Below are 25,098 nucleotides of genomic sequence, written 5' to 3' on the forward strand. Positions count from 1 at the left end.
ATGATGCCGGCGTCACCAGGCTCTCCGCGCGCATTCCGCATGATCGGCCACCCCGGCCTCAGCGGTTCCGGCTCCCCCGATCATCCATGGGGGGGCGGCGCGGAAGGACGTCCATGCGCGGCCTCGTGTTCCGCCAGCAGGGCGAGAAAGCCCGCGCCGAAGCGTTCCAGCTTGGCCTGGCCGACGCCGTTGATGGCATGCATCTCATCCAGATCGCGCGGACGATGGATGAGGAGCTCGCGCAAGGTGGCGTCGTTGAAGATGACGTAGGCCGGAACGTTCTGCTCCCGCGCCAACTCGCGGCGATAGGCCCGCAGCGACTCCCAAAGCGCGGCGGTCTCCGGATCGCTCGGGGCCGTCACCGCCGCCGGCCGGCTCGCGCCGGACACGCGCGCCTTCCTGCGGTCGGGATCGCGACGCAGCTGGATGCTGGTCTCGCCTCTGAGCAATGGCCGGCATCGCTCGGTCAGACGCAGCGCGCCATGCCCCTCCATATCGACCTCGACCAGCCCCGCCGCGACCAGCTGACGGTAGACCGAGCGCCACCGGTCGGCGCTGAGATCGCGCCCGATGCCGAAGGTGCTGATCCGGTCGTGACCGAAGCGGCGGATGCGTTCCAGATCCTTGCCGAGCAGGACGTCGACCAGATAGGCGCTGCCGAATCGCTGACCGGTGCGGTAGATGCACGAGAGCGCCTGACGGGCCGCGAGCGTCCCGTCCCAGGTCTCCACCGGGTCCAGACAGGTGTCGCAGTTGCCGCAGGGCGCGTCCAGACGCTCGCCGAAATAATGGAGCATCACCTGGCGCCGGCACTCGGTGGTCTCGCAGTAGCCGAGCATCCCGTCGAGCTTGTGCCGCTCGACCCGCTTGAAGCGCTCGTCCGCCTCCGACTCGTCGATGATCCGCCGCAGCATGACCACGTCCGCCAGCCCGTAGGCCATCCAGGCGTCGGCCGGCAGTCCGTCGCGCCCGGCGCGTCCGGTCTCCTGGTAGTAGGACTCCAGGCTCTTGGGCAGATCCAGATGCGCGACGAAGCGCACGTCCGGCTTGTCGATCCCCATCCCGAAGGCGATGGTCGCCACCATGACGAGCCCTTCCTCGCGCAGGAATCGCGCCTGATGCTGGCGCCGCGTTTCGGCGGGAAGACCGGCGTGATAGGGCAGTGCCGTGAACCCCTGCCCCTGCAGGAAGGCGGCGGTCTCCTCGACCCTCCGCCGCGACAGACAGTAGACGATCCCGGCATCCTGAGAATGCTCCCCCTTCAGAAAGGCGAGCAGCTGCTGGCGGGGATTGGACTTCTCGACGATCCGATAGCGGATGTTCGGCCGATCGAAGCTAGAAACGAAACGGCGCGCCCGGTCCAGACGCAGACGCGTCAGGATCTCGTTGCGGGTCGGGGTGTCGGCGGTGGCCGTGAGCGCGATGCGGGGGACACCGGGCCAGCGCTCCTGAAGCAGTCCGAGCTGAATGTACTCGGGCCGGAAGTCGTGCCCCCACTGAGAGACGCAATGGGCCTCGTCGATCGCGAACAGGGCGATCTCGATCCGTTCGAGCAGCGCCAGGAAACGCTCGGTCAGCAGACGCTCGGGGGCGACGTAGACCAGATCCAGATCCGCGTCGAGCATCGCCCGCTCGACACCGCGGGCCTGTCCCTGAGTCAGGGACGAATTGAGGAAGGCCGCCCGCACGCCGAGCTGCCGCAATGCGTCCACCTGATCCTGCATGAGCGCGATCAATGGCGAGACCACCACCCCGACGCCCGAGCGCATCAAGGCCGGGATCTGATAGCAGAGCGACTTGCCGCCACCGGTCGGCATCAGCACCAGGGCATCGCCGCCGGAGACCAGATGCCCGATGATCTCTGCCTGCTCGCCACGGAAACGCTCGTAACCGAACACGCGGCTCAGGATCTGCAACGCCGATTCGGACATCCCTGTCATCTCATGGAATCGCGGCCGGATCCCCGGCGCTCAGTAATACCCGGCGGGCTCGCCAAGCGGCTCGGCCTTGTTCAGCACCATCCCGATGAGGTTGTTCTGGCTCAGCAGGTGGTCCGCCTGCTCCAGTTCGGCCTTGCTGACCTTGCCGTCCTCGACGACCAGCATCACGGCATCCACATAGGGCAGGAAGGCGATGACGTCGTCGCCGGCGAAGAGCGGCGGCATGTCGAACAGGATCAGACGATCCTCGTAGCGTCCCTTGAGCTCGGAGACCAGCTGCACCACGCGCGGCGAGGACAGCATCTCGGATGAATGGGTGAAGGAATCGTGCCCCGGCAGAATCACCAGGCGATCGACGCCCGGATTGATGAGCATGTCGGCCAGATCCGTTCCATGGGTCAGGTAATCGCTGATCCCGAGCGTCGGCCCCTCGCTGAAATAGCGGCCGATCGAGGGCCGGCGCAGATCCAGGTCGACGAGCAGGACCGTCTGATTGACCTCGCGCGCGAGACTGATCGCCAGATTGATCGAGGTGATCGTCTTGCCTTCGCCGACGCCCGGGCTGGTCACGGCCAGCGTCCTCCAGCCGTTCGCCCGCATCCGCTGCAACACGTGGGTTCGCAGCACCTTGTAGGCATCGGTGACTGGATCGAGGCCATCGGACAGGAAGATGCGTCTCTCGCGCAGCTCATCGGCATCGATCCGGACGGTCGCGGTGCGGGTGTAATCGACCTTGACATCGGTCGCCGGAGGCTTGGGCTGGGCGGGTTCCAGCCGGCTCACAGTGGCGATCTTGTCCTGCCGCTGCGGCGCCGCCGAACCGGACAATGCGGCCTGACGTTCCGCGCGCGCCCGATCCATCGCTCTCTTCAGACGTTCCATGGCATGGCACCCCAGGGGTTGGATTGGGTCAGCATGAGTGTATCGAGACGGCGCAGAAGCTTGAACCAGAGCACGTCGAGCGGCATCACCAGAACATGGAAGGCCAGCGCGGCCAGAATCAGGACACCGACGCCGCCGACGATCAGATAGGTCATGCGTCTCCTCCTTCGTTCTCGGTCCTTCCGGGTCGTGATCAGTGGAATGACGGCGAGCAGGGGCGCTCGGGTCGCGGACTGAACCGCACGAGCACCGTGCAGCCCCCGATCGAGCGCCTCGCGCAACGCCACGTTGCCGACCCCGCCAGCGACGGAGAGGACGAATCCCAGCACCATGATCGCCAACCGATTGGGCTTGGCCGGTTTCTCCGGAACCAGGGGCGGTTCGATCAACGAGAAGCGCTCGCCCTTGCGATCGCGTTCGAGCGCCTGGGCCAGCTCGGCCTGGAGCGACTTCTCGCGCACCTCCTGATACTTGCGCGAGGCATTCTCGTAATCGCGGGTCAGGGCGCGGTATTGCTGCTCGATTCTAGGCGCGGCCTTGATCCGCTCCTCGTAGTCCGCGAGTTGCTGCTCGAGCGCCTCGCGGGCCTTGTTCAGGGAATCGATCTCGATGCGCGCCGCGTCCAGACGCGCGAGCAGCTGGACATAGGCCGGATTGTCGGCCGCGGACGCCAGGGCATCGCCGTCTCGACCGGCCTTGCGCGCCGTCGCCATCTGCGCCTCGGTCGAGGCGATGCTGCGTTCGAGGGCGACGACGTCCGGATGATCCTCCGAATAGCGCTTGCGGAGCGATGCGAGCTCGGCCTTGAGATCGGCCAGACGCGACCCGCTCGGCCCGCCCCCCGAATGCCCCACCATTTCCTGCAATGAGGCGATCTCACGCTCCATCTGAATACGGTCGGGATGCTCGGGGGAGTACTTCTGCTTGATGCGAACGTACTGAGCCTGGAGCTGTTCCAGATAGCCCTCCAGGCTGGCGCCATCGGCCCCGGCGATGGTGGGGCTGAGCTGAGCCAGCTCGGATTCCAGATAGATGGCCTGCTGTTCGAGCGTGCGCTTGGACTGGGCATTGTCCCGCAGACGCTCCTCGGTGCGCATCATCAGCTCGCGGTTGAGCGACATGAGCTCGGGAAGGTTGTCTCCGTTCCGTTCCTTGAAATCGGCCAGGCGGGCCTCGAGCGTGCTGATCTGCTGACCGAGCCGGTCGGCCTCGGCCTTGAGGAAATTGGTCGCCTCGTCGGCGGCCGCCGTACGCGCCTCGAGGTTCTCGTTCAGGAACAGCGAGACCAGATCGCTGGTGACCTTCTGCGCGATCACCGGGGAAGCGTCCTGGAACCCGAGCGTAAAGGCGATGGTGGCCTCCTGGGGACGCCCGCTGCGCGGATCCATGACATCCGCGCTGATCATGTCGAGGCTGATCCGCGAGCGCATTCGAGCAACCGCCACGTTGATGCTTTCCTTGGCCCGAACCTCGGGATAGAGCTCGTAGCGCTCGATCAGCTGGCTGAGATTGGCCGTGGTCATGACCCGTTGGCTGATGACCTGGATGCGTTGATCGGCATAGCTGGTCACCGTGGTGCGCACCAGATCGTCCGGGATCTCCTGACGCTCGATCAGAATCGTGGCGCTCGAGCGGTAGGTTGCCGGGATGAACAGCGCCGCCATCACGGCAAACACCCCCAGCAGGGCCATGGGCACGACCAGCTGCCACTTTCGACGCCGCAGCACGGCAAGATAGTCTTCGAGCGTCAGAATCTGCTCATCCACCTGGGAATCTCCTGGAGATCGAACACGGGCGCGATCGCAGCTCCACGGCACGGGGAAACGCCGCGATGCGCCCTCATGGGGAGATCAGGCATTTGGGCCTCAACCACTCGAGTCCTGTCCCGCACAAGTCATGGGCGGCGATTCTATCAAGGATGGATCATGCCCGAAGATCCCGATGAGCAACGCCATCGAATACACGAGGTTGACAAATCGAGAAGTAAATAAGAAACTTATTATGTACTGAAGCTCCATGAGCTGCAGTGCACTCCTCCATCCTCCTTTGGTGGTAATTTTGAGAGCGCGACATACGTCGCGCTTTTTTTTTGGCCTCATGCCATGCGAACTGGCGCCTCGACGCCCAGCCGAATCGCCACGCCGATCGAGCGATCCGGCCATTCCCGTTCAATCCGGCTGAAGAACCAGGGCATTGCGAATGATCTCGGCCCTGGCCTCGGGCGCCATCGAGCGACCGAAAAGGCGCTCGGCGATCATGATGTCGATGGCTCGCTCGGCAGCCAACCAGTCCGCCTCGGCACCGCCGGGCTCGAAATCCCGCTTCCGGGACAGATAATAGGCGGCGATCTCGATCATTTCGTGGCGCTGCGCCGCCGTCGGGTCTTCATTCGAATCTGGGTTCATGCCATTGTCATCCCAATTGATCATCATCGGACGCGGAATGGGCCGTGCCTGAATGGCTGCGGATGGTGCCAGGTCCGCGATCGCAACTTAGAATGGCCAATCCGGCGCGCGAATTCCAGGTCCAGTCTCCAGGCTCGTCCGGACGGTCTTGACGCCGGTCCGCACCGCCGACTCGCTCGCGCCCCGCATCAACCCCATCGTTCTGGAACATACAGGAGCCATGCATGTCATCAAGGGCGCCGTCCTTCTTCAAAAGGGCCTCCATTGCCTTCCGCTGCTTCCGTCGCGCGCTGAAGGATCCCGGCTTCGCGCAATCGGTCGCGACCCTCGAATCCGGGATCCAGCCTCACCCGGCATCGAGGCCCCCTGCTCCGGCAGCGGCCCCACCGGCAGCGGCGGCGCCGGATTCGGCCCTCCTGCTGCTTGGACTGCTGCAGAAGGAGGGACGCCTGGTCGATTTCCTCCATGAGGACATCAAGGGCTATTCCGATCAGGAGGTGGGCGCGGCCGCGAGGGTCATTCATCAGGGATGCCAGCGGGTGCTTCAGGACTGCCTCATGATCGCCCCCGTGCGCGACGAGCCGGAGGGCAGCCGCATCACCCTGGAAACCGGTTTCGACGCCGCCGCCATCCGTCCGACCGGCAACGTCGTCGGCACGCCGCCCTTCACCGGAGCGCTCGTCCACCGCGGCTGGCGCGTCGTCGAGACCCGGCTGCCGCAGATCACCAGCGGTCACGATCCGCGCATCCTCGCCGCCGCGGAGGTCGAGCTGTGAGCCAAGCACGCTTCGCCATCGGCATCGACCTGGGGACCACGCATTGCGCGCTCTCCTACGTGGATTCGGAGAAGAGCGAGGGCGAGGACATCGTCCAGTCGATGCTCCCCGTCCCGCAGCTCGTCTCCGCCGGCGCGGTCGAATCGCCTCCGCTGCTGCCTTCCTTCCTCTATCTGCCGCACCAGGACGAGTTCAAGCCGTCGGATCTGGGCCTGCCATGGCAGAGCGATCCGGCCCGGATCTGCGGCGAGCTTGCGCGCAGTCAGGGCGTCAGCACGCCCATCCGACTCGTCTCCAGCGCCAAGAGCTGGCTCTGCCATCCAGACATCGATCGCAAGGCCCCGGTCCTGCCGGCCGGCGCGCCCGACGAGATCCCCCGGATCTCGCCCTTCGAGGCCAGCATCCAGTATCTGGCCCACCTGCGTAACGCCTGGAACGGCCTGCACCCCTACGCGCCACTCGACCAGCTGGAGGTGACGGTCACGGTCCCCGCCTCCTTCGATCCGGCCGCGCGCGAGCTGACCGCCGAGGCGGCCAAGGCGATCGGCATCGAGCATCTGGTCCTGCTGGAGGAGCCCCAGGCGGCGCTCTACAGCTGGGTCAACGACAGCCGCGGCGACTGGCGCAACCAGGTGCGGCTCGGCGACGTCATCCTGGTCGTGGACGTCGGCGGCGGCACCACGGACCTGTCGCTGATCGCGGTCACCGAGAACGAGGGCGCACTGGAGCTGACCCGCATCGCCGTCGGCGAGCACATCCTGCTCGGCGGCGACAACATGGACCTGGCCCTGGCCTATCTGCTCAAGAACAAGCTCGCCCAGACCGGGGTCGAGCTGGACCGCTGGCAGCTGCAGGCCCTCACCCACGGCTGCCGCCAGGCCAAGGAGGCCCTGCTGGCCGATCCGGATCTGGAGCGCATGCCGGTGGTGGTGCCGAGCCGGGGCTCGCGTCTGATCGGCGGCAGCATCCGCACCGAGCTCACCCGCGAGGAGGTGCAGGGCAGCCTGATCCAGGGCTTCTTCCCCGAGGTCGATTCTGACAGCCGGCCGACGGGCCGCTCGCGCGGCGCCCTGACCAAGGTCGGGCTCCCCTATGCCCAGGATCCGGCCATCACCCGCCATCTTGCCGCCTTCCTCGGCCGCCAGGCCGGTGCGACCCACGACCTGCCCGGATTCTTGGATCAGCCCGAACATGCCGACTTCATCCGCCCCACGGCCGTGCTCTTCAACGGCGGCGTCTTCAAGGCGGAGGTCCTGCGCCAGCGCGTGCTGGACATCCTCAACCAGTGGCTGGCCGCGGAAGAGGCACCGGCCGCGCGCCTGCTGGAGGCACGGGATCTCGACCTGGCGGTCGCGCGCGGCGCGGCCTTCTACGCCCATGTGCGCAGGCACGGGGGCGTCCGGATCCGCGGCGGCACCTCCCATACCTATTACGTCGGCGTCGAGAGCGCCATGCCGGCCATCCCCGGCATGGAGCCCGAGCTCCAGGCGCTGTGCCTCGTCCCCTTCGGTCTCGAAGAGGGCTCCGATCCGGTCGCGCCGCCGCAGGAGTTCGGCCTGGTGGTCGGCGAGCCCGTTCGCTTCCGCTTCTTCGGCTCGACCGTGCGCCGCGACGATCAGGTCGGCGATCTGCTGGAGGAATGGATGGAGGACGAACTGGAGGAGCTGGAGGAGATCCAGACCACCCTGCCGGCCAAGAACCGCAAGCGCGGCGAGGTGGTCGCCGTGCGTCTGCAGGCGGCGGTGACCGAGGTCGGCACATTGGAGCTCACGGCCATCCCCGTGGACGCCGACGACGAGCACTGGAACGTCGCCCTGCACACCCGCCGGTCCAACGGAGATTGACCTGGGAACGGATGCGCCCCCGGCAGGGGGCGCTCATGATGCGACAATAGGCCGGTTTCACGTTGCAAAATCGATTGGAAGCGTTTAGTTAAAAGCGATCAGTTAAACCGACCTGATCGAGGCGCCGAGGCCGGGTGTCAGCAATGACCTTGGCGGACGGGCCACAGTGAACAACGACTGCCCTGCAGGAAGAAACCGAATGGCGAAGAAGCCGACTGGATCGAAACAGAGACAGACCGCGCGGCCCGGCGTGGCCGACGAGACCCGCAAGCCGAATGAAGAGGCCGCGACCGATGCGGTCGTGGACGCATCCTCACCGACGGAGGCGGCTCTCGTCGACGAATCGGCAAACGCGGCAGCCTCTCGAGAGCCGATCGGCGACGACTCCGGCAAGGAATCCCCGCCCGAAACCCGCAAGGCATCCAAGGCCAGATCGCCCAGGAAGGCGTCCGCCCGCAAACGCACGCCGGCCCCCGAGCCAGGCGTCGAGGTGACACCCGAGGACGATTCGGACGCCCCCGATCCGACGCCGGCGTCCCTGGCACAGGCACCCGCCGCGAGCGACGCAACCAAGATCCAAGACCCGCAGGAGACGGCGGCTTCGCACGAGCCCGACCTGGAAGCGAGCGAACAGGCCCCGATGGCGGAGCACCCGGAAGACGCCTCTCCCGCGAGCATGAGCCCCGAGCTCGCATGGGAGACGCCTGAGGAATCGAGCCCCAGCGAACCGGCCGCGATGGAGGCCCAGCCCCAGGAGCCGGAGGTCGAACCCATCCAAACGCAAGAGCCCGAACCGGCACCCGAGCCACCCCTGTATCAGGCCCCCTCGCGCCCGAGTCTATTCATCGTCCACATCACGCCGGAGATGGCCAGCGTGGCCAAGGTCGGCGGACTGGCCGACGTGGTCTTCGGCCTGACACGCGAGCTGGCGATCCGCGGCAACCATGTGGAAACCATCCTGCCCAAGTACGCCTCCATGCGCTACGACCAGATCTACGGTCTGCACGAGGTCTACAAGGATCTGTGGGTGCCCTGGTACCAGGGCGCGATCCACTGCACCGTCTATTTCGGATTCGTGCACGGACGCAAGTGCTTCTTCATCGAGCCCCATTCCCAGGACAATTTCTTCAACCGCCACGGCATCTATGGCTTCAAGGACGACATCCTGCGCTATGCCTTCTTCTCGCGCGCGGCCATGGAGTTCCTCTGGAAGTCCGGCAAGCACCCGGACATCATCCATTGTCACGACTGGCAGACCGCGCTGGTCCCGGTCTTCCTCTACGAGTTCTACCAGGCGCTCGGCATGACCCATCCGCGGGTCTGTCTGACCATCCACAATTTCGCCCATCAGGGCGTCACCGGAAACGAGCTGCTGAACGCCACCGGCCTGCATCGCCCAGAGCGCTTCTTCGACCAGACGCGCATGGGCGACAACCGCCATCGCAATGCGCTGAACATGCTCAAGGGCGGCATCGTCTATTCCAACTTCGTGACCACGGTATCGCCCCGCTACGCCTTCGAGACCAAGGATCAGGGCCAGGGATTCGGGCTGGAGCCGACCCTGCATGCCCATCACATCAAGTACGGCGGCGTGGTCAACGGCATCGACTACGACGTCTGGAACCCCGAGATCGACCACCACATCCCGGTCCAATACGGCCTCGATTCCATCGAGCGCAAATACGACGACAAGCGGGCCTTGCGTCATCGCCTGATGCTGGCCGACAACGAGAAGGCGATCGTCGCCTTCATCGGCCGGCTCGATCCCCAGAAGGGTCTGGACCTGGTGCGTCACGCCATCTTCTACACCCTGGAGCGCGGTGCTCAATTCGTTCTATTGGGCTCGAGCCCCGACGAACGCATCAACGCCGATTTCTGGGGCCTGAAGCGGATGCTCAACGACAGCCCGGACTGTCACCTGGAGATCGGCTTCGACGAGGATCTGTCGCACCTCATCTATGCCGGCGCCGACATGATGCTGGTTCCGAGCCGCTTCGAGCCGTGCGGCCTGACCCAGCTGATCGCTCTGCGCTACGGCACCATCCCGGTCGTGCGCGCCGTCGGCGGCCTTGCCGACACCGTGTTCGACAAGGACCATTCGCAGCGCCCCCTGCACGAGCGCAACGGCTATGTCTTCAAGGATTACGACAATCGCGGACTGGAATCGGCGCTGGGACGCGCCATCGACTGCTACGACGATTTCCCCGAGCATTTCCGCGAGCTGATGAAGAACGCCATGCGCTCGGACTATTCGTGGAACATTCCCGGCCAGGACTACCTGAACATCTACGACTACATTCGCGACGTCTGAGCCCGACCCGGCTCACGGCTCGACAAGACGATCGGATGATTTGGGTAAGGATCCTGCATGAAGATATACAATCTGTTTCCACGACTCGCCGGTCCCTGCGGCGACTGGGCCCCGCATCTGGAGCGCGCCGCCGCCATGGGGTTCGACTGGATCTTCGTCAACCCGATCCAGCGGACCGGCCGCTCCCGCAGCCTCTATTCGATCGCGGACTATTTCGCGATCGACCCCGACTTCGTCGACCCCGAGTCCGAGGCCAAGCCCGACGACCAGGTTCGGGCGATGATCGCCAGGGCCGAAGAACTTGGGCTGTCGGTCATGACCGATCTGGTCATCAATCACTGCGCGATCGACTCGGCCCTGACCAAGAGACATGCGGACTGGTTCGTTCGCCACGGCCGAAAGATCGCCAATCCATTCTGCCTCGAGGCCGACGGGACCCGCGTCGTCTGGCACGATCTGGCCCAGTTCGACCATGAGCACTCGCCGGACTGCAAGGGACTGATCGACTACTGCGCGAAGCTGATCGAGCATCTGATCGGCTTGGGATTCAAGGGCTTCCGCTGCGACGCGGCCTACCAGATCCCGAGCTCGACCTGGGAGACGCTGATCCGGCGCATCCGCCGCAGACACCCGGACACCCTCTTCGCGGCCGAAACCCTGGGCTGCTCCCCGGAGCAGACGCGGGCCACCGCCGAGGCCGGATTCGACGCCATCTTCAACAGCTCCAAATGGTGGGACTTCGGCAGTCCCTGGCTGCTCGAGCAGTATGCCTCGACGCGCGACCTGGTGCCTTCGATCAGCTTCCCGGAGAGCCACGACACCGAACGCCTGTTCAGCGAATGCGGCGGCAATCCCCGCGCCATGGAGCAGCGCTATCTCTTCGCCGCGTTCTTCTCGACCAGCGTCATGATCCCCATCGGTTTCGAATACGGCTTCCGCTGCCGCCTCGACGTGGTCAACACCCGGCCCGACCACTGGGAGTCGCCGAATCTGGACCTGACGCCGTTCATCACAGGCATCAACCGTCTTCGGGATGCGCATCCGGTCCTGCGCAGCGAAGGTCCGATCGAGCTGATCGAGACCTCCAACCCGGCGATCATGCTGCTGCACAAGCGGCTGCCGGACGCGGAGCAGGAACTCATTCTGGCGCTGAACAAGGACCCCTGGAATCGCCAGTATCTGCGCGTCGAAAATCTCTATCGCCACCTGTCGAGACCGCACACGCTGAAGGACCTGTCGCTCGAATGGACCATGGATTACCTGCCAACCCCCTTCGAGTTCGACCTGGCCCCCGGCATGGGACGCATCCTGGTGACGTCCGAGGACTGAGCGGCGGATAGCCGCCCTGCCGGTGAGGAGCGCCGCTCGACGCGGCGCCCCTCACCGCAGGCACCCGGCACCGGACTATAGTGAGATGACCGGTCCCTGCTCCCTGGAAACGCCATGCCGAGATGTCTGCCGTCCTTCCTTGCCCTGGCCCTGGCCTCGACCCTGATCGGGTGCGCCGAGACACCCGAGCGCCCTGCCCCCGAGAGACGCCCTCCGCCTGCCGAGAGCGCCCCGACCCAACCCCCGCCTCGATCCGACGAGGAGCCGCCCAACGCCTCCCAGGATGAAACCGCCGATCGAGGCCACGCCAAAAAGCGCAGACTCAGCATCTCGCTCGCAGACCAGTCGTTCGTCTATTCCGAGGACGGCGAGACGGTGCGTACCGGCCCCATCTCCTCCGGCGCCCCCGGATACCCGACACCGACCGGCCGCTTCAAGGTCCTCAGCAAGGACGAGGACAAGGTCTCCTCACGCTATACCAACCAGCTCGGGATGCAGGCATGGATGCCCTATTCCATCCAGTTCCACGGCAACTATTTCCTGCATGAAGGCTGGCTTCCGGGCTATCCGGATTCGCACGGCTGCGTACGCGTGGGGGAACCGGACGCCCGATTCCTGTTCGGACGGTTGGAGATCGGCGATCCCGTCATACTGACCGACTGACCGCCCGGCTCATGGGGTCAGTCTCGAAAGGCGCCTACGAAGGCATCGACGAAGCATTCGTACTCGGATTCGGCAAGCCGATTGATCCCGGCCGCCGCCTTGCGACCGCCGCCGGTCGCGAACCGGCGGCACAGCACATCCGCCCCGACCGGACGCTCGAGGGGCGCGCGCACGCTCACCAGGAAGCCGCCATCCGCCAGTTGCGTGAGGATGGCATGCGCCCGCCCGGGCTCCCGCTGGGCCAGATCGTTCGCGAACACGCCACTGGCACGGCGTGCCCAGGGCTCGGAGGGGAGGATGAAGAGACGGTGGCCTTCGTCCTCGAACTCGGGACGCAACGCCCCGACCTGTGACATGTCCGCCTCGTAACCATGCAGCAAGGCGGCGAAGGCATCATCCTCGGCGATGAAGGCCAGGGGATCGGCATAGGGCCGGAGACGACGAAAGAGATCGTCGGGCGCATAGTGCAGATCCTCGACCCTGGCGCCATATCCGTTATAGTTCAGCAGGATACCAAGCTGGCGCAGACGCGCGATGTCCGCCTCCTCCAGTTCCATGGACTCGGCTGCACGGCGGGCCGAGCGATCGAAGTTGTCGCCGAAGGTGCCGACCAGGGCCCAGGCCCGATGCCGCCCTCCCAGATAGTCGTCGACCAGCAGGCTCGTCCCCTTGTCCGGAAGCGTCTCGATATGGACCTCGAGGCCCGAATGGGACGGGATCTCTCCCGGGTGATGATGGTCGAAATAGCTCACCCGAGCACCCTCGGCCAGGAGCCGGTCGAGCGCGGCCCGATTCTTCTCCATCGAGATGTCGAGCACCGTCACCCCGCAGGCCGCCCCCGACGGAACCCGAGCGAGCAGATCGACCTCGCGCTTGGGTCCTGTGACCAGAATGCTGTCGCGGGGCTCGGCCAGACGCAGCTGCTGCAGCGCGCAGAGGCCGTCTGCATCCCCATTGAAAACGTCGAAATGTTGCATGATGGGCCTTGGTAGACTCGAAGGACTGAAAGGAAAGCGGCGCATTATGAACGAAGGGACACCGCCGTCAGGATCCGAACCCTCATGGTCTGCCCGGGCAGTGTGGACCGAATCCTCGGCGCGCAAACAGCCCATTGCTCGGCCATGCCGCTACCGCTACACTTACGGGTTGACTTATACCGAAGCAAATGGTTTCCAGCGACCCGCGTTCCCTCGCGGGGGATCCCTTCGCCTCCCGATATCCATATCCAACCGATCATCCACCTCCAACCCATCACGCCTTTATAGTAGGAGCCAACATGGCTAACGAGCGCACCCTGTCCATCATCAAGCCCAATGCCGTCGCCAAGGATGCGATCGGCGCCATTCTCGGCCGTTTCGAGTCCGCCGGACTGCGCATCGTCGCCGCCCGCATGCTGCACATGAGCCGCGAGCAGGCAAGTGCCTTCTATGCGATCCACCAGGGCAAGCCATTCTTCGACGAACTGGTCGATTTCATGATCTCGGGTCCCGTCATGGTGCAGGTGCTCGAGGGCGAGGACGCCGTCGCCAAGAATCGCGAGATCATGGGCGCGACCAACCCGGCCAACGCCGCACCCGGCACCATCCGCGCCGACTTCGCCGACTCCTTCACCGAGAACGCGGCCCACGGATCCGACTCCGCCGAGAACGCGGCCACCGAGATCGCCTTCTTCTTCCCCGAGGGCGTCTGCCCCCGCACCCGCTGATCGAGGAGCGCCATGACCGCCACCGAAGCCAAACCGAACCTGCTCGATCTGGATCTCGCCGACTGCGAGACACTGGTCGTCGACCTTGGCTTCAAGGCCTTTCATGGACGCAACCTCTTCAAGTGGATCCACAAGCATGGCGTGCTCGACTACGACGCCATGACGGATGTCCCCAAGCGGCTGCGCGAGGCCCTGCGCGCAACCGCGGACATCTACCTGCCCCGAATCATCGCCGATCATCCGTCCGCCGACGGCACCACCAAATGGGTGATGGAGCTGGCCGACGGCCAGCGCATCGAGACCGTCTACATCCCCGAGGGCAAGCGCAGCACCATCTGCGTCTCCTCGCAGGTCGGATGTGCGCTGGACTGCGCCTTCTGCGCGACCGCGCGCCAGGGATTCAACCGCAACCTCAGCGTCGCCGAGATCATCGGCCAGGTCTGGCATGCCGCCCGCATGCTGGGCGCGGCACCGACCAACGTGGTAATGATGGGCATGGGCGAGCCGCTCGCCAATTTCGATGCCTCGGTCAAGGCCATGGACATCATGCAGGACGACCTGGCCTACATGCTGGCGAAGCAGCGCGTCACCCTCAGTACCTCGGGCATCGTCCCCAACATCTATCGGCTGCGCGAGCTCAGCGACGTCTCGCTCGCCGTCTCCCTGCACGCGCCAAACGACGAGTTGCGCGACCGCCTCGTCCCCATCAACCGCAAATATCCGCTGGCGGAGCTGATTCCCGCCTGCAAGACCTACGTGGCCAACGACAAGCGCCGCAAGGTGACCTGGGAATACGTGATGCTGGACGGCGTCAACGACAGCATGGCCCACGCCAAGCAGCTGATCCGGCTGCTCGAGGGCGTGCCCTCCAAGCTCAACCTCATTCCCTTCAACCCCTTCGCCGGAAACGACTTCGGAACCTCGCCGCCGGACCGCATCGAGGCGTTCCGGGTGCGGCTCACGCGCGCCGGGATCTTCGCCATGACGCGCAAGACGCGCGGCGACGAGATCGCGGCCGCCTGCGGCCAGCTGGTCGGACGCGTCGAGGATCGCACGCGCCGGCTCGGAAGCATTCGGGTCGAGGACGGCCGACTGGAGGTCCAGCGATGATCGATACGGACTCGAAGCCCCGGCTCCAGGCGGCATGGGCACCGAGACCCAGGACACTGGCGACGATCGTGCTCTGCTGGCTGCTGACGGCCTGTTCGGGGATGGGCGACATCCAGCAGAGCGAGGACACGCTGGGCCTGGATCCCCAGGACAGCCCGGCCGAGCTCTATGTGCGCATGGCCCAGGAATACTATGCGCGCGGCCAGACCGAGGTCGCTTTTCGCCGCGCCCAGCAGGCGATCAAGGCGGACAAGCGGTATGCGCGCGCGCATATCTGGCTCGCCTTCCTCTACGAGGAGCTCGACCAAATCGATCTGGCCGCCAAGCATTACGACAAGGCCGTCGACCTCGCGCCCAAGAACGCGGACGTGCTGAACGCCTATGCCTCGTTCGAGTGTCGGCAGAAGCGCTATGCCAACGCCGACGCCCATTTCAAACGGGCGCTCGCCAGCCCGCTCTACGCCACCCCCTGGATCGCCATGACCAACGCCGGCAATTGCGCGGCCGCGGCGGGAGACAGCGCCAAGGCCGAGGGATACTATCGCGAGGCAATCCAAGCCAATCCGAGCTTCGGACCGGCATTGGTCAAGCTGGCCGGTCTCAGCTTCGAGCGTGGAGACGCCAAGACCGCCAAGGACTATATCGACCGCTACTTCGACCAGGGAACCCTCCGCACACCAAGCACCTCCTACACGGCCCTGACCGTCGGCGCCAAGATCGAGCGGCGCCTCGGCAACAAGAAGCGCGCGCGATACTACGAAAGGGCGCTCGAGCAGAATTTCCCGGTCGCCCCGAAGACCAAAGAGCTTTAGGAATATCAGTTGCCATGAATCCGTCGCAAGACTTCTCCCCGGAAGTACAGACAACGACCGACCCGTCCTCGGGTCCCGGACGGCGGCTACGCGAGCTAAGGGAATCGCGCGGCATCGAGATCGAGCGCGTCATCGCCCAGCTGCATCTGCAGCGCGATATCGTCGAGGCGCTCGAACAGGACCGTTACGAAGGTCTGCCGCCTCCGGTGTTCGTCGCGGGCTACCTCAAGAGCTATGCGCGCCTGCTCGGCACCGACCCCGAACCGATCGTCAGCGCCTATCGCTCGACGATTCCTGGCGACGATCACCGAACGACACAGCCCAAAACCGCGCCGAGGAAAGGCAGATTCTCCAACGCCTGGATCTGGATCCTCCTGCTAGCCGTGATCGGCGGCGGAGCGGCGGGCGGATATTTCTGGTGGCAGGGTCAAGGCACCCAGGCCCCAGAGGGGCTCGAGCCGACCGCAGACACCTCGGCCCCGAACGGCAGCGATGGAAACGCCACGATATCCGCCGACACAGCGGATGCGGCCGACGGCGTCTCGGAGGAGGAACCGAACGATTCCGCCACCAAGGCCCCCCCGGACGCGATCCCCCTGCGCAGCCAGGAACCGGCCCCGCAACCCGAACCGGCCGTGCCGCAGGAGACCAGTGAGCAGGCGACCGACACCGCGCCTCCCGAGGAGCCCGCGAGCGAGACGCCAGAACAGGAAAGCGAACCCGAGGAGCCCATCGGTCCGCCCCAGGTCGCGCTCGAATTCACCGGCACCACCTGGATCGACGTGCGCGACGCCCAGGGCAAGGTCGTGCTCAACGGCGAGATGCGCGAGGGCGATCGCCGCGTCCTGACCGGAGAGCCACCCTACAAGCTCGTGATCGGCAACGCGGCGGCGACCCGGATGACGGTCGGCGGCGAGGACTTCGACGTCCAGAGACGCGCGCGCGGCAACGTCGCCCGCTTCTCCCTGGATCCGGAAGCCCCGCAATGACCGAGCCCCACTTCCAGCATCCCAACGACCCTTCATAGATCCAGAATGAGCAAGCACATCCAAGCGATCCGCGGGATGCACGACATCCTGCCGGAGCGCATCGCGCTCTGGCACCGCCTCGAAGATACCACGCGACAGGTTCTCTCCGCCTACGGTTACGCGGAGATCCGCACCCCACTGGTCGAGGTCACCGACCTCTTCAAGCGCTCCATCGGCGAGGTCACCGACATCGTCGAGAAGGAGATGTACAGCTTCGAGGACCGCAACGGCGACAGCCTCAGCCTGCGTCCCGAGGGCACGGCGAGCTGCGTGCGCGCGGCCATCGAGCACGGACTGCTGGTCCAGCCGCAGCGGCTCTGGTACCGCGGCCCCATGTTCCGCTACGAGCGCCCCCAGCGCGGGCGCTACAGACAGTTTCATCAGATCGGGGTCGAATCCTTCGGACTCGCCGGGCCCGACATCGACCTGGAACTACTGCTGCTCACCGCGCGGCTCTGGCGCCTGCTCGGGTTCGACGATTTCCGGCTCGAGATCAACACCCTGGGCGACAACGCCGAGCGTCTCGCCTACCGCGAACAGCTGATCGCCTATCTGAGCGCGCACGTCGATCGGCTCGATGCCGACAGCCTCAAGCGGCTGCACACCAACCCCTTGCGCGTCCTGGACTCCAAGAACCCCCAGACCCAGCAGATCGTCGCCGAGGCCCCGACCCTGATGGATCATCTGGGCGAGGAGAGCCGCACCCATTTCGACCGCATCCGCGAGGGACTGGACGAGGCCGGCATCGCCTATCGGGTGAACCCGCGTCTGGTGCGCGGACTCGACTACTACAACCGGACCGTCTTCGAGTGGATCACCGAGAACCTGGGCGCGCAGGGCACGGTCTGCGCCGGCGGCCGTTACGACGGACTGGTCGAACAGCTCGGCGGACGTCCGACCCCGGCGTTCGGATTCGCCATGGGTGTCGAGCGCCTGGTGGAGCTCACGAGCCTCACCGGCTACCAGGCCGAGGCAGCGGTCGACGCCTACCTGGTCGCGGTCGGCGATGCGGCCCAGCGTGCCGCCCCAGGGCTCGCCGAGCGGCTACGCGACGCCGTTCCCGGGCTGCGTCTGCTGACGCATTGCGGCGGCGGCAGCTTCAAGAGCCAGTTCAAGAAGGCCGACAAGAGCGGGGCCGACCTCGCCCTGATTCTGGGCGAGGAGGAGCTGGCGCGCGGCGTCTTCGGCGTCAAACCATTGCGAGAGGACGCCGAACAGCGCGAGCTCGGCATCGAGGCGCTCGCGGCCTTCCTCTCCGAGCGTTGCGGACGAGGCGGCTGACGGCGAACCGCTCGCCCGCGGCCGCCGCCGGCCTTGGCGGCTCGCCCCCGAACCTATAATGTGTGCGCCCATGGGTCCGGCCGCCCGGACCCGAGCGCACCCGAATCGAACACCGGCACCATCCCTGCCGATTGCGCCCGACGGAGAAGTCTGTGCTTTACGAAACCGACGACGAAAAGGTCGAAGCCATCAAGAAATGGTGGAAGGAGAACGGCCTGTCCGTGATCGCTGGCGCCGTGATCGGCCTCAGCGTCATCTATGGCTGGCGTTACTGGGTCGGCTACAAGGAGGGTCAGGCAGCCCAGGCATCCAACGCCTTCGAGATCCTGCTGAACGAATCGACCCAGGGCACCCCGGAGACGGTCTCCGCCCAGGCCGACACCCTGCGCAACGAATTCGGCTCGACCCCCTATGCCGCGCTCGGATCCCTGGTCTCCGCCAAGACCTCCTACGCCGCGGGTAAGACCGAGGAGGCGATCGGCGCCCTCGAATCGGCGATCTCGGACGCACCGGATCCGGCCCTGGCACGCATCGCCGCATTGAGACTGGCGCGCATCCAGGTGGCCGAGGGCAAGCTCGACGAGGCCGGGAAGACGATCGCCAAATATGACGACAGCCCCTCCTTCGCCGGAGACTTCGCCGCCGTTCGCGGCGATCTGGCGCTGGCGCGCGGCGACGCGACGACCGCGCGCACGGCCTACGAGGAGGCCATCGACAAGGGGACCGGACTCGTGGAGCTGATTCGACTCAAGCTCGACAATCTTCCCCGAACCGACGGCCCATCCCAGATCGACAACACCCCTGCCGCCGGTTAGACACCAGGGATACAGTCCTATGAGACCCCAACTCAGATCGCTGTCTTCGCTGTTCGGCACCCTCCTCCTGGCCGGAATGCTGAGCGGTTGCGGCGTCATCCCCTGGCTCGGCAAGGAGAAGGACCCGACGCCACCGACCAAGCTGACGGATATCGTCCAGGCGGTCTCGATCGACCGCGTCTGGTCGGAACGCCCGACACGCGGCAGCGATGGACGCCGTCTCTACCTGGTTCCGGGACTCTCGGGCGGACGCCTCTATCTCGCCGACGCACGCGGACGTCTGGTGGCGCTCGCCGCCGATACCGGCCGCGAGATCTGGAAGACCGAGACCAAGCTCGACTTCAGCGGCGGGCCCGACGTCTCGGGCGACGCGCTGGTGCTCGGCACCAGCCGGGGCGAGCTGGTCGCCTTCGCCACCGCCGACGGCAAGGAACGCTGGCGCACCGCGCTGGACAGCGAGGTGCTGTCCGAACCTCGCTTCATCGGGGACGGACTCATCGTCGTCCACACCCTCGACGACAGCATCTTCGGCATCGAGGCCGCCACCGGCAAACAGCTCTGGCGCACCAACTATCCGGCCCCGGTCCTGACCCTGCGCGGCAGCAGCAGCCCAGTGGTCGCGCCGAGCGGGATCGTCGTCGGACTCTCGGGCGGCAAGCTGGTCATGCTCGACCCCAAGGACGGCATCCCGCTCTGGGAGGTCATCGTCACCCGGCCGAGCGGTCGTTCCGAGCTCGCCCGCATCGCCGACATCGACGCCGACCCCGTGCTCTTCGACGGCATTCTCTACGTCGGCTCCTACAACGGCGACCTGGCCGCCGTCGACGCGGCGAGCGGCGAGGTGCTGTGGCGCCGCGACCTCTCCGCCCACGCGGGCCTGGCGGCGGATCGGGACGGGCTCTTCGTGACCGACTCCGAGGATCAGGTCTGGGGCGCCGATCTGACCGACGGGGCCGGACGCTGGAAACAGGAGCAGCTGCGCTACCGCCGGCTCACCGCCCCGACCCTGGTCGGCAACCTGATCGCCGTCGGCGATCTGGACGGCTATCTGCATCTGCTGGACACGCGCGACGGACGTCTGGTGGGACGGATCCGAATCACCAAATCGGGCATCACCGCCCGCCCGCTCCTCGCCGACGGACGTCTCTACGTCTACGCCGAGGACGGCACCATCACCGCGCTGCGCATCGGACCCACGGCTCCGGCCAAGCCGGCCATTGCTCCATCAGCCGCGAACCCGCCAACCGACGCGGCGATCGCACCCAAGGCATCCAGTCAGGCCCCATAACCCCATGCTACCCGTCATCACGCTCATCGGCCGCCCGAACGTCGGCAAATCGACCCTCTTCAACCGGCTGACGCGCACCCGCGATGCACTGGTAGCCGACTTCCCTGGACTGACCCGCGACCGCCAGTACGGGGTCGGGCGCATCGGGCCCAGCCCCTACATCATCGTCGACACGGGCGGCATCGGCACCCTCGCCGAGGGTGTCGAGGCGCTGATGGAGCGCCAGGTCCAGCGCGCCGTCGAAGAGGCCGACCATCTGCTGTTCCTGGTCGACGCCAAGGACGGCTGCACGCCCGAGGACATGGAGATCGTCGAGCGCCTGCGACGGCTCGGCAAGCCCCTGTCGCTGGTGGTCAACAAGAGCGACACCACCGACCCCAGCCTGGCCGTCGCCGACTTCCACCAGCTGGGACTCGGCGACCCCTGGGCCGTCTCGGCCACCCAGGGTCTGGGCGTGCGCGGACTCATCGACCATGTCTTCGCCCAGCTGCCCGAGAGCGAAACGGACGAGAACGCCTCGGACAGCGACGAGGACCAGGGGGTGCGCGTCGCCGTGGTCGGCCGGCCCAACGCCGGCAAGTCGACCCTCATCAACCGTCTGCTCGGCGAGGAGCGCCTGGTGACCTTCGACAGCCCGGGCACCACGCGCGACAGCATCTTCGTCCCCTTCGAACGCCTGGGCCGGCGCTACACATTGATCGACACCGCCGGACTGAGGCGCCGGGCGCGCGTCCAGGACGCCATCGAAAAGTTCAGCGTCATCAAGACGCTGCAGGCAATCGAGGAGGCCAACGTCGTCATCCTGGTGATCGACGCCCACGAGGGCATCGGCGAACAGGACGCCACGCTCGCCGGACACGTCATCGAGAGCGGCCGGGCGGTGGTCGTCGCCATCAACAAATGGGACGGACTCGATCCCGATCAGCGCGAGCGCGTGCGCGACCAGTTCTCGCGCAAGCTCGCCTTCCTGGACTTCGCCAAGCTGCACCGGGTCTCGGCGCTGCACGGCAGCGGGGTCGGACTGCTGCTCGACGAGGTCGACCAGGCCTATGCCAACGCGACCCGCGATCTCGCCACGCCCGAGCTGACCCGTCTGCTCGAGTCCGCCGTCCAGGAACATCAGCCCCCATTGGTCAAGGGACGCCGCATCAAACTCCGCTACGCCCATCAGGGCGGACGCAATCCGCCGATCGTCGTCATCCACGGCAACCAGACCGACGAGGTCCCGGAATCCTACCGGCGCTATCTGATCAACCGCTTCCGCAAGGCGCTCGACCTGCTCGGCACCCCGCTGCGCCTGGAGTTCAAGAGCGGCAGCAATCCCTTCCAGGGCAAGCGCAACACGCTGACCGAACGCCAGATCAAGCACCGCCAGCGGCTGAAGAAATTCACCAACCGCAAACGTTGAGATCCGGCTCCGGAGCCTCGGCCGAGCCACCGAGGCTCGTACCACCGGGTCAGGAAAGACAGCCCGGTGACATTGCTTCCACGCCGAATGCCCACATTCATTGCCTCTGTGAGCGTGATCGGCAGACGGGCCGAACCGTCGCCGCTCCGTCGAGCGCGCTCCCGTGCGGCCGATACCGGCTGGAGACCTTCTACGTACATGGCGGACGGCCGCCCTGAAGCACGAAACGGGCGGTAGGTTGGACCGAGGTACGAGGCCCAACCTACAACGGCAACGCCTAGACAGCGAGTCGAGACCGACGTTATAGCCACCCTCTCGGTCCTCTCGGCCGGGTCCCTTCGCGATCAAGGCAACGCCTGAAATCATCCGAACCAAGCAGCGAGCCGACCTCATGCCGCCACTTCCCCTTCTAGGTCGCCTGCCTTTCATACTGAACCAGCTCGGCGAACGGCTTTGGGTCAAACCGCTCCTCGTCTGCCTCGTGTCGGTGGGCACCGTCTTCGTCGCCACGCTCGCCGACGACACCCGGCTCGGCGAGATCCTCCCGAAGGTGAGCACGGACTCGGTAGCCTCGCTGCTCAACGTCATGGCCTCCAGCATGCTGGTCATCGCCACCTTCGCCGTCGGCTCCATGGTCAGCGCCTATTCCTCCGCGAGCAATACCGCGACGCCGCGCTCATTCAAGCTGGTCATCGCCGACGACATCTCCCAGAACGCGCTCTCGACCTTCATCGGCGCCTTCATCTTCAGCGTCGTCGCGCTGATGGCGGTCAAGAACCAGTTTTTCGGCGATGCGGCATTGTTCATCCTCTTCGCCATCATGGTCGTCGTCTTCGGCATCGTGATCCTGACCTTCGTGCGCTGGGTGGACCGCGTCGCCCGCCTGGGACGCCTCGGCACCACCATCGAGATCGTCGAGCGCGCGACACAGCAGTCGATCCAGAGATGGCATAAGGCCCCTCTGCTGGGCGGCCTTCCAGTCCGCTTCGAACCACCGATGGGACGGGCGGTGCTGGCCGCCTCGGCCGGCTACGTCCAGCACGTCAACGTCGCCGCACTGCAGTCCTGCGCCAAGAAGGCGGACGGCAGCATCCTGGTCGCGGCGCTCCCAGGCTCGCTCGCGGCCCCAGGCCGAGCGCTCGCCTACTTCATCCCTGGTCCCTATGGTCTGGGCGCCTTCGATCATGACGCGGTGATGGACTGCTTCGCGATCGGCAACGGCCGGACCTTCTTCGACGACCCTCAGTTCGGCTTCGTCGTCCTGGCCGAGATCGCCGACCGCGCCCTGTCACCAGGTGTCAACGATCCCGGCACGGCGATCGAGGTGCTCGGCGCGATGGAGCGACTCCTCGTCCTCTGGAGCTCACCGCCCCCGGAGGAGAGCCCGAAGGATCAGGATCGCGTGCAGGTCCCGGAGCCGTCGGTGCAGAGGCTGTTCGACGATGCCTTCACGCCGATCGCCCGTGACGGCGCCGCGGCGGTTGAGGTCGGCGTGCGTCTGCAGCAGACGTTGCGGACACTCGTCCATGTCGGAGACGCGCGGATGCGCGAGGCGGCGCTGCAGCACTCCCGGCTGGCGTTGGCCCGAGCCGAGGGGGTTCTGACACTCGACGAGGATCTCGAGGCCCTGCGCGCCACGGCCCCCTGGCACGCCGAGACGGCCTGACAGCCAAGGCGGCTCGCGGCACCGAACCCGGCCGAGAGCCTCCCACGGGCATCAAGATGAGGGTCGGACGCCAGAGCACACAGGCAACCGCGGAGAGGATCCGCGCCCGAGACGGAGGACCAGGGTCATGAGCGAACGAAAGCCCGGCACGATGGACAGCACGCGCGGGATGCCGCATCAGGGCTCGCACGCCGTTCCGATGGGCGACCGGGTCGAGGAATACGCCGCACTGGCGGAGGCCTACGCCGAGGGCGTCTGCGTGATGCGTCCGCTCGACCTGCGGGGACAGCGCCGCCGCCAGCACGTGCGCCAGACCATCATCGAGGATCATGCCTTTCGGATCGACGAGCAGGCGCAGGGCGCGGACGAAAAGTTCCGCAAGCTCTCGGACTCGCTCTTCTCCTTCTTTCGCGGGACCTCGCTGCTGTTCCATCGCGACATGGCCGGCGAAGACGCGCGCATGCCCACCGTGCTGGCGCTGGGCGACGTGCACCCGGAAAATTTCGGCGTCATGCCCAACGCCGACAATGTGCCCATCTTCGGGGTCAACGACTTCGACGACGTCTACTATGCCCCCTTCACCTGGGACCTGAAGCGGGGCGCTACCGGCTTCATGCTCGCCGCGGAACAGGTCGGCGGCCACGGCGAGAAGACCCGGGACAAGATCGCCCGCCACTTCATCCGCGGCTACTACCGGGCCCTGGACCACTACGCCCGCCACGGGACCGAATCGACCGAGGAGATGCGCGAAGACAACAGCCCGAAGGTCATCCGCCGGCTGTTCGAGGAGGCGAAGGAGTCGCGCGAATCCTGGCTCTGGGATCGCTATCTGGACGAGCGGGGCCGCGGCTTCCGGGCCAGTCACGAGCTGACGCCGATCTCGAGCCGCCGCGAGGAATTCCAGACCCTGATCGACGCCCTGGCCGAGACCAACGGCATCGACAAGGGCGGACGCGCTGGCGAGCTGAGGGTCAAGGACGTGGCGATCCGCCACGGCCAGGGGACCGCCTCGCTGGGTCTGGCGCGCTACTACTGCCTGATCGAGGGTCCGAGCGCGAACGCCACCGACGACCTCATCATCGAATTCAAGCGCGCCCGCCGTTCCGCGCTACACGGGCTAGCGCCCGCCAAGGGGTTCGATGCCGGAGACAAGGGCGAGCGCATCGCCCACGGCCAGTCCGTGCATCTCGCCCAGGGCGACATCTTCTACGGCAGCGCCGAGATCGACGGCATGAGCTTCATGTCGCGCGAGCGGGCCCCGTTTCGCGAGGACATCGACCTCGACGACCTGTCCAAAAAAGGCTGGAAGCGATACGCCCGCGCCTGCGGGCGGGCCTTGGCTCAGGCCCACGCCCGTTCCGACGACGCCGGCCGGCTCGACTACGACATCGAACCCAGCATCATCGAGGCGATGCAGCCGCTGGACCTCTTCATCGAGGACATCCTAGGCTTCGCCCGCGAGGCGCTGCAGCGCCTGAAGCGGGACCACGCGCACTTCAAGCGGGACTACGCCTTGGGCGCCTTCGACATGACCTTGAAGCGATATCGCTAATCGCCGAGGCATGGACGCCCTCTGCCAACCGGTCGCAAATCCGACACGCCCGAATCCACTTTGTCGCGGTTGCTGCAATCCCTTCGTTTGTCGGAAACACAACAGACCCGCGCGATTGTTTTCACTGCAAAAACATGAGCTAACGGATTGGTATAGGCTCTGCGTGGGAATTCGCATACGAATGCCCTCGAGAGCCTTTCATGAAGCAGAAAGACATCGCCGCACTACTCGACGAGCCGGCCTGCGTTCATAACGCGAAGGGCAAGACCGGCTGCGCCAAGCC

The 25,098-nt window shown here is 66.0% G+C and carries 20 protein-coding genes; 15 read left to right on the forward strand and 5 right to left on the reverse strand.

What is annotated here, in order from left to right:
- Positions 1–80: 80 nt before the first annotated feature.
- From recQ to D779_RS12865, 4 genes are all read right to left on the reverse strand, one after another.
- Positions 81–1,931: a DNA helicase RecQ gene (gene recQ / locus D779_RS12850; protein WP_043754637.1), complete on the reverse strand. Its 1,851-nt coding sequence runs from the start codon at positions 1,929–1,931 to the stop codon at positions 81–83.
- Positions 1,932–1,970: 39 nt separating this feature from the next.
- The gene (locus D779_RS12855; protein WP_043754640.1) at positions 1,971–2,822 is read right to left on the reverse strand and encodes a CpsD/CapB family tyrosine-protein kinase; all 852 of its coding nucleotides are present in this window, start codon (positions 2,820–2,822) and stop codon (positions 1,971–1,973) included.
- The gene (locus D779_RS12860) at positions 2,810–4,588 is read right to left on the reverse strand and encodes a GumC family protein (protein WP_043754642.1); all 1,779 of its coding nucleotides are present in this window, start codon (positions 4,586–4,588) and stop codon (positions 2,810–2,812) included. The genes D779_RS12855 and D779_RS12860 overlap by 13 nt, the downstream gene beginning before the upstream one ends.
- Positions 4,589–4,990: 402 nt before the next feature.
- Positions 4,991–5,227: a DUF2934 domain-containing protein gene (locus tag D779_RS12865; protein WP_043754675.1), complete on the reverse strand. Its 237-nt coding sequence runs from the start codon at positions 5,225–5,227 to the stop codon at positions 4,991–4,993.
- A gap of 224 nt (positions 5,228–5,451) precedes the next feature.
- Here D779_RS12865 and D779_RS12870 point away from each other — a divergent pair, with 224 nt between their 5' ends.
- The 5 genes from D779_RS12870 to D779_RS12890 all read left to right on the forward strand — a co-directional run bounded on the left by D779_RS12870 (position 5,452) and on the right by D779_RS12890 (position 12,150).
- Positions 5,452–6,003 (forward strand): DUF2760 domain-containing protein, encoded by a 552-nt coding sequence (locus D779_RS12870; protein ID WP_043754645.1) that lies wholly within the window; start codon positions 5,452–5,454, stop codon positions 6,001–6,003.
- The gene (locus D779_RS12875; protein WP_043754646.1) at positions 6,000–7,847 is read left to right on the forward strand and encodes an Hsp70 family protein; all 1,848 of its coding nucleotides are present in this window, start codon (positions 6,000–6,002) and stop codon (positions 7,845–7,847) included. Before D779_RS12870 ends, D779_RS12875 begins: the two co-directional genes overlap by 4 nt.
- 199 nt (positions 7,848–8,046) lie before the next feature.
- Positions 8,047–10,158, forward strand: coding sequence for a glycogen synthase GlgA (glgA, locus tag D779_RS12880; protein WP_043754648.1), 2,112 nt, complete (start codon positions 8,047–8,049; stop codon positions 10,156–10,158).
- 57 nt (positions 10,159–10,215) lie between these two features.
- The gene (locus D779_RS12885) at positions 10,216–11,487 is read left to right on the forward strand and encodes an alpha-amylase family glycosyl hydrolase (protein ID WP_043754650.1); all 1,272 of its coding nucleotides are present in this window, start codon (positions 10,216–10,218) and stop codon (positions 11,485–11,487) included.
- A 114-nt stretch (positions 11,488–11,601) separates the two neighbouring features.
- A complete protein-coding gene (locus tag D779_RS12890) occupies positions 11,602–12,150 on the forward strand; it encodes a L,D-transpeptidase (protein ID WP_043754652.1) in 549 nt (182 codons plus the stop codon).
- 17 nt (positions 12,151–12,167) lie between these two features.
- On the opposite strand, the gene D779_RS12895 is transcribed toward D779_RS12890, so the two are convergent.
- Positions 12,168–13,127 (reverse strand): hypothetical protein, encoded by a 960-nt coding sequence (locus D779_RS12895; protein WP_043754654.1) that lies wholly within the window; start codon positions 13,125–13,127, stop codon positions 12,168–12,170.
- A gap of 299 nt (positions 13,128–13,426) precedes the next feature.
- Between D779_RS12895 and ndk the strand changes: the two genes are divergently transcribed.
- The 10 genes from ndk (at position 13,427) to D779_RS12945 (ending at position 24,815) form a co-directional block, all read left to right on the forward strand.
- Positions 13,427–13,855 carry a nucleoside-diphosphate kinase gene (gene ndk / locus D779_RS12900; RefSeq protein WP_043754656.1) on the forward strand — a complete coding sequence of 143 codons (429 nt, stop codon included), beginning with the start codon at positions 13,427–13,429 and terminating at the stop codon, positions 13,853–13,855.
- Positions 13,856–13,867: 12 nt separating this feature from the next.
- Positions 13,868–14,965, forward strand: a complete 1,098-nt coding sequence (gene rlmN / locus D779_RS12905; protein WP_043754657.1) for a 23S rRNA (adenine(2503)-C(2))-methyltransferase RlmN — start codon at positions 13,868–13,870, stop codon at positions 14,963–14,965.
- Positions 14,962–15,777: a type IV pilus biogenesis/stability protein PilW gene (pilW, locus tag D779_RS12910; protein WP_052348111.1), complete on the forward strand. Its 816-nt coding sequence runs from the start codon at positions 14,962–14,964 to the stop codon at positions 15,775–15,777. Before rlmN ends, pilW begins: the two co-directional genes overlap by 4 nt.
- 14 nt (positions 15,778–15,791) lie before the next feature.
- Positions 15,792–16,766 carry a RodZ domain-containing protein gene (locus tag D779_RS12915; protein WP_043754658.1) on the forward strand — a complete coding sequence of 325 codons (975 nt, stop codon included), beginning with the start codon at positions 15,792–15,794 and terminating at the stop codon, positions 16,764–16,766.
- Between the two features lie 45 nt (positions 16,767–16,811).
- Positions 16,812–18,086, forward strand: coding sequence for a histidine--tRNA ligase (hisS, locus tag D779_RS12920; RefSeq protein ID WP_043754659.1), 1,275 nt, complete (start codon positions 16,812–16,814; stop codon positions 18,084–18,086).
- Between the two features lie 152 nt (positions 18,087–18,238).
- Entirely contained in the window at positions 18,239–18,901 is a 663-nt protein-coding gene (locus D779_RS12925) for a YfgM family protein (RefSeq protein ID WP_052348112.1), read from the forward strand.
- Between the two features lie 19 nt (positions 18,902–18,920).
- Positions 18,921–20,189 carry an outer membrane protein assembly factor BamB gene (bamB, locus tag D779_RS12930; protein ID WP_043754660.1) on the forward strand — a complete coding sequence of 423 codons (1,269 nt, stop codon included), beginning with the start codon at positions 18,921–18,923 and terminating at the stop codon, positions 20,187–20,189.
- A gap of 4 nt (positions 20,190–20,193) precedes the next feature.
- Entirely contained in the window at positions 20,194–21,597 is a 1,404-nt protein-coding gene (der, locus tag D779_RS12935; RefSeq protein ID WP_043754661.1) for a ribosome biogenesis GTPase Der, read from the forward strand.
- Between the two features lie 391 nt (positions 21,598–21,988).
- Positions 21,989–23,263, forward strand: a complete 1,275-nt coding sequence (locus D779_RS12940) for a DUF2254 domain-containing protein (RefSeq protein WP_043754662.1) — start codon at positions 21,989–21,991, stop codon at positions 23,261–23,263.
- A gap of 127 nt (positions 23,264–23,390) precedes the next feature.
- On the forward strand, positions 23,391–24,815 hold the full coding sequence (locus tag D779_RS12945) for a DUF2252 domain-containing protein (RefSeq protein ID WP_081763500.1): 1,425 nt from the start codon (positions 23,391–23,393) through the stop codon (positions 24,813–24,815).
- Positions 24,816–25,098: the final 283 nt, after the last annotated feature.

Origin of the sequence: Imhoffiella purpurea (genome assembly GCF_000585215.1) — a bacterium.
Classification (GTDB): domain Bacteria; phylum Pseudomonadota; class Gammaproteobacteria; order Chromatiales; family Chromatiaceae; genus Imhoffiella; species Imhoffiella purpurea.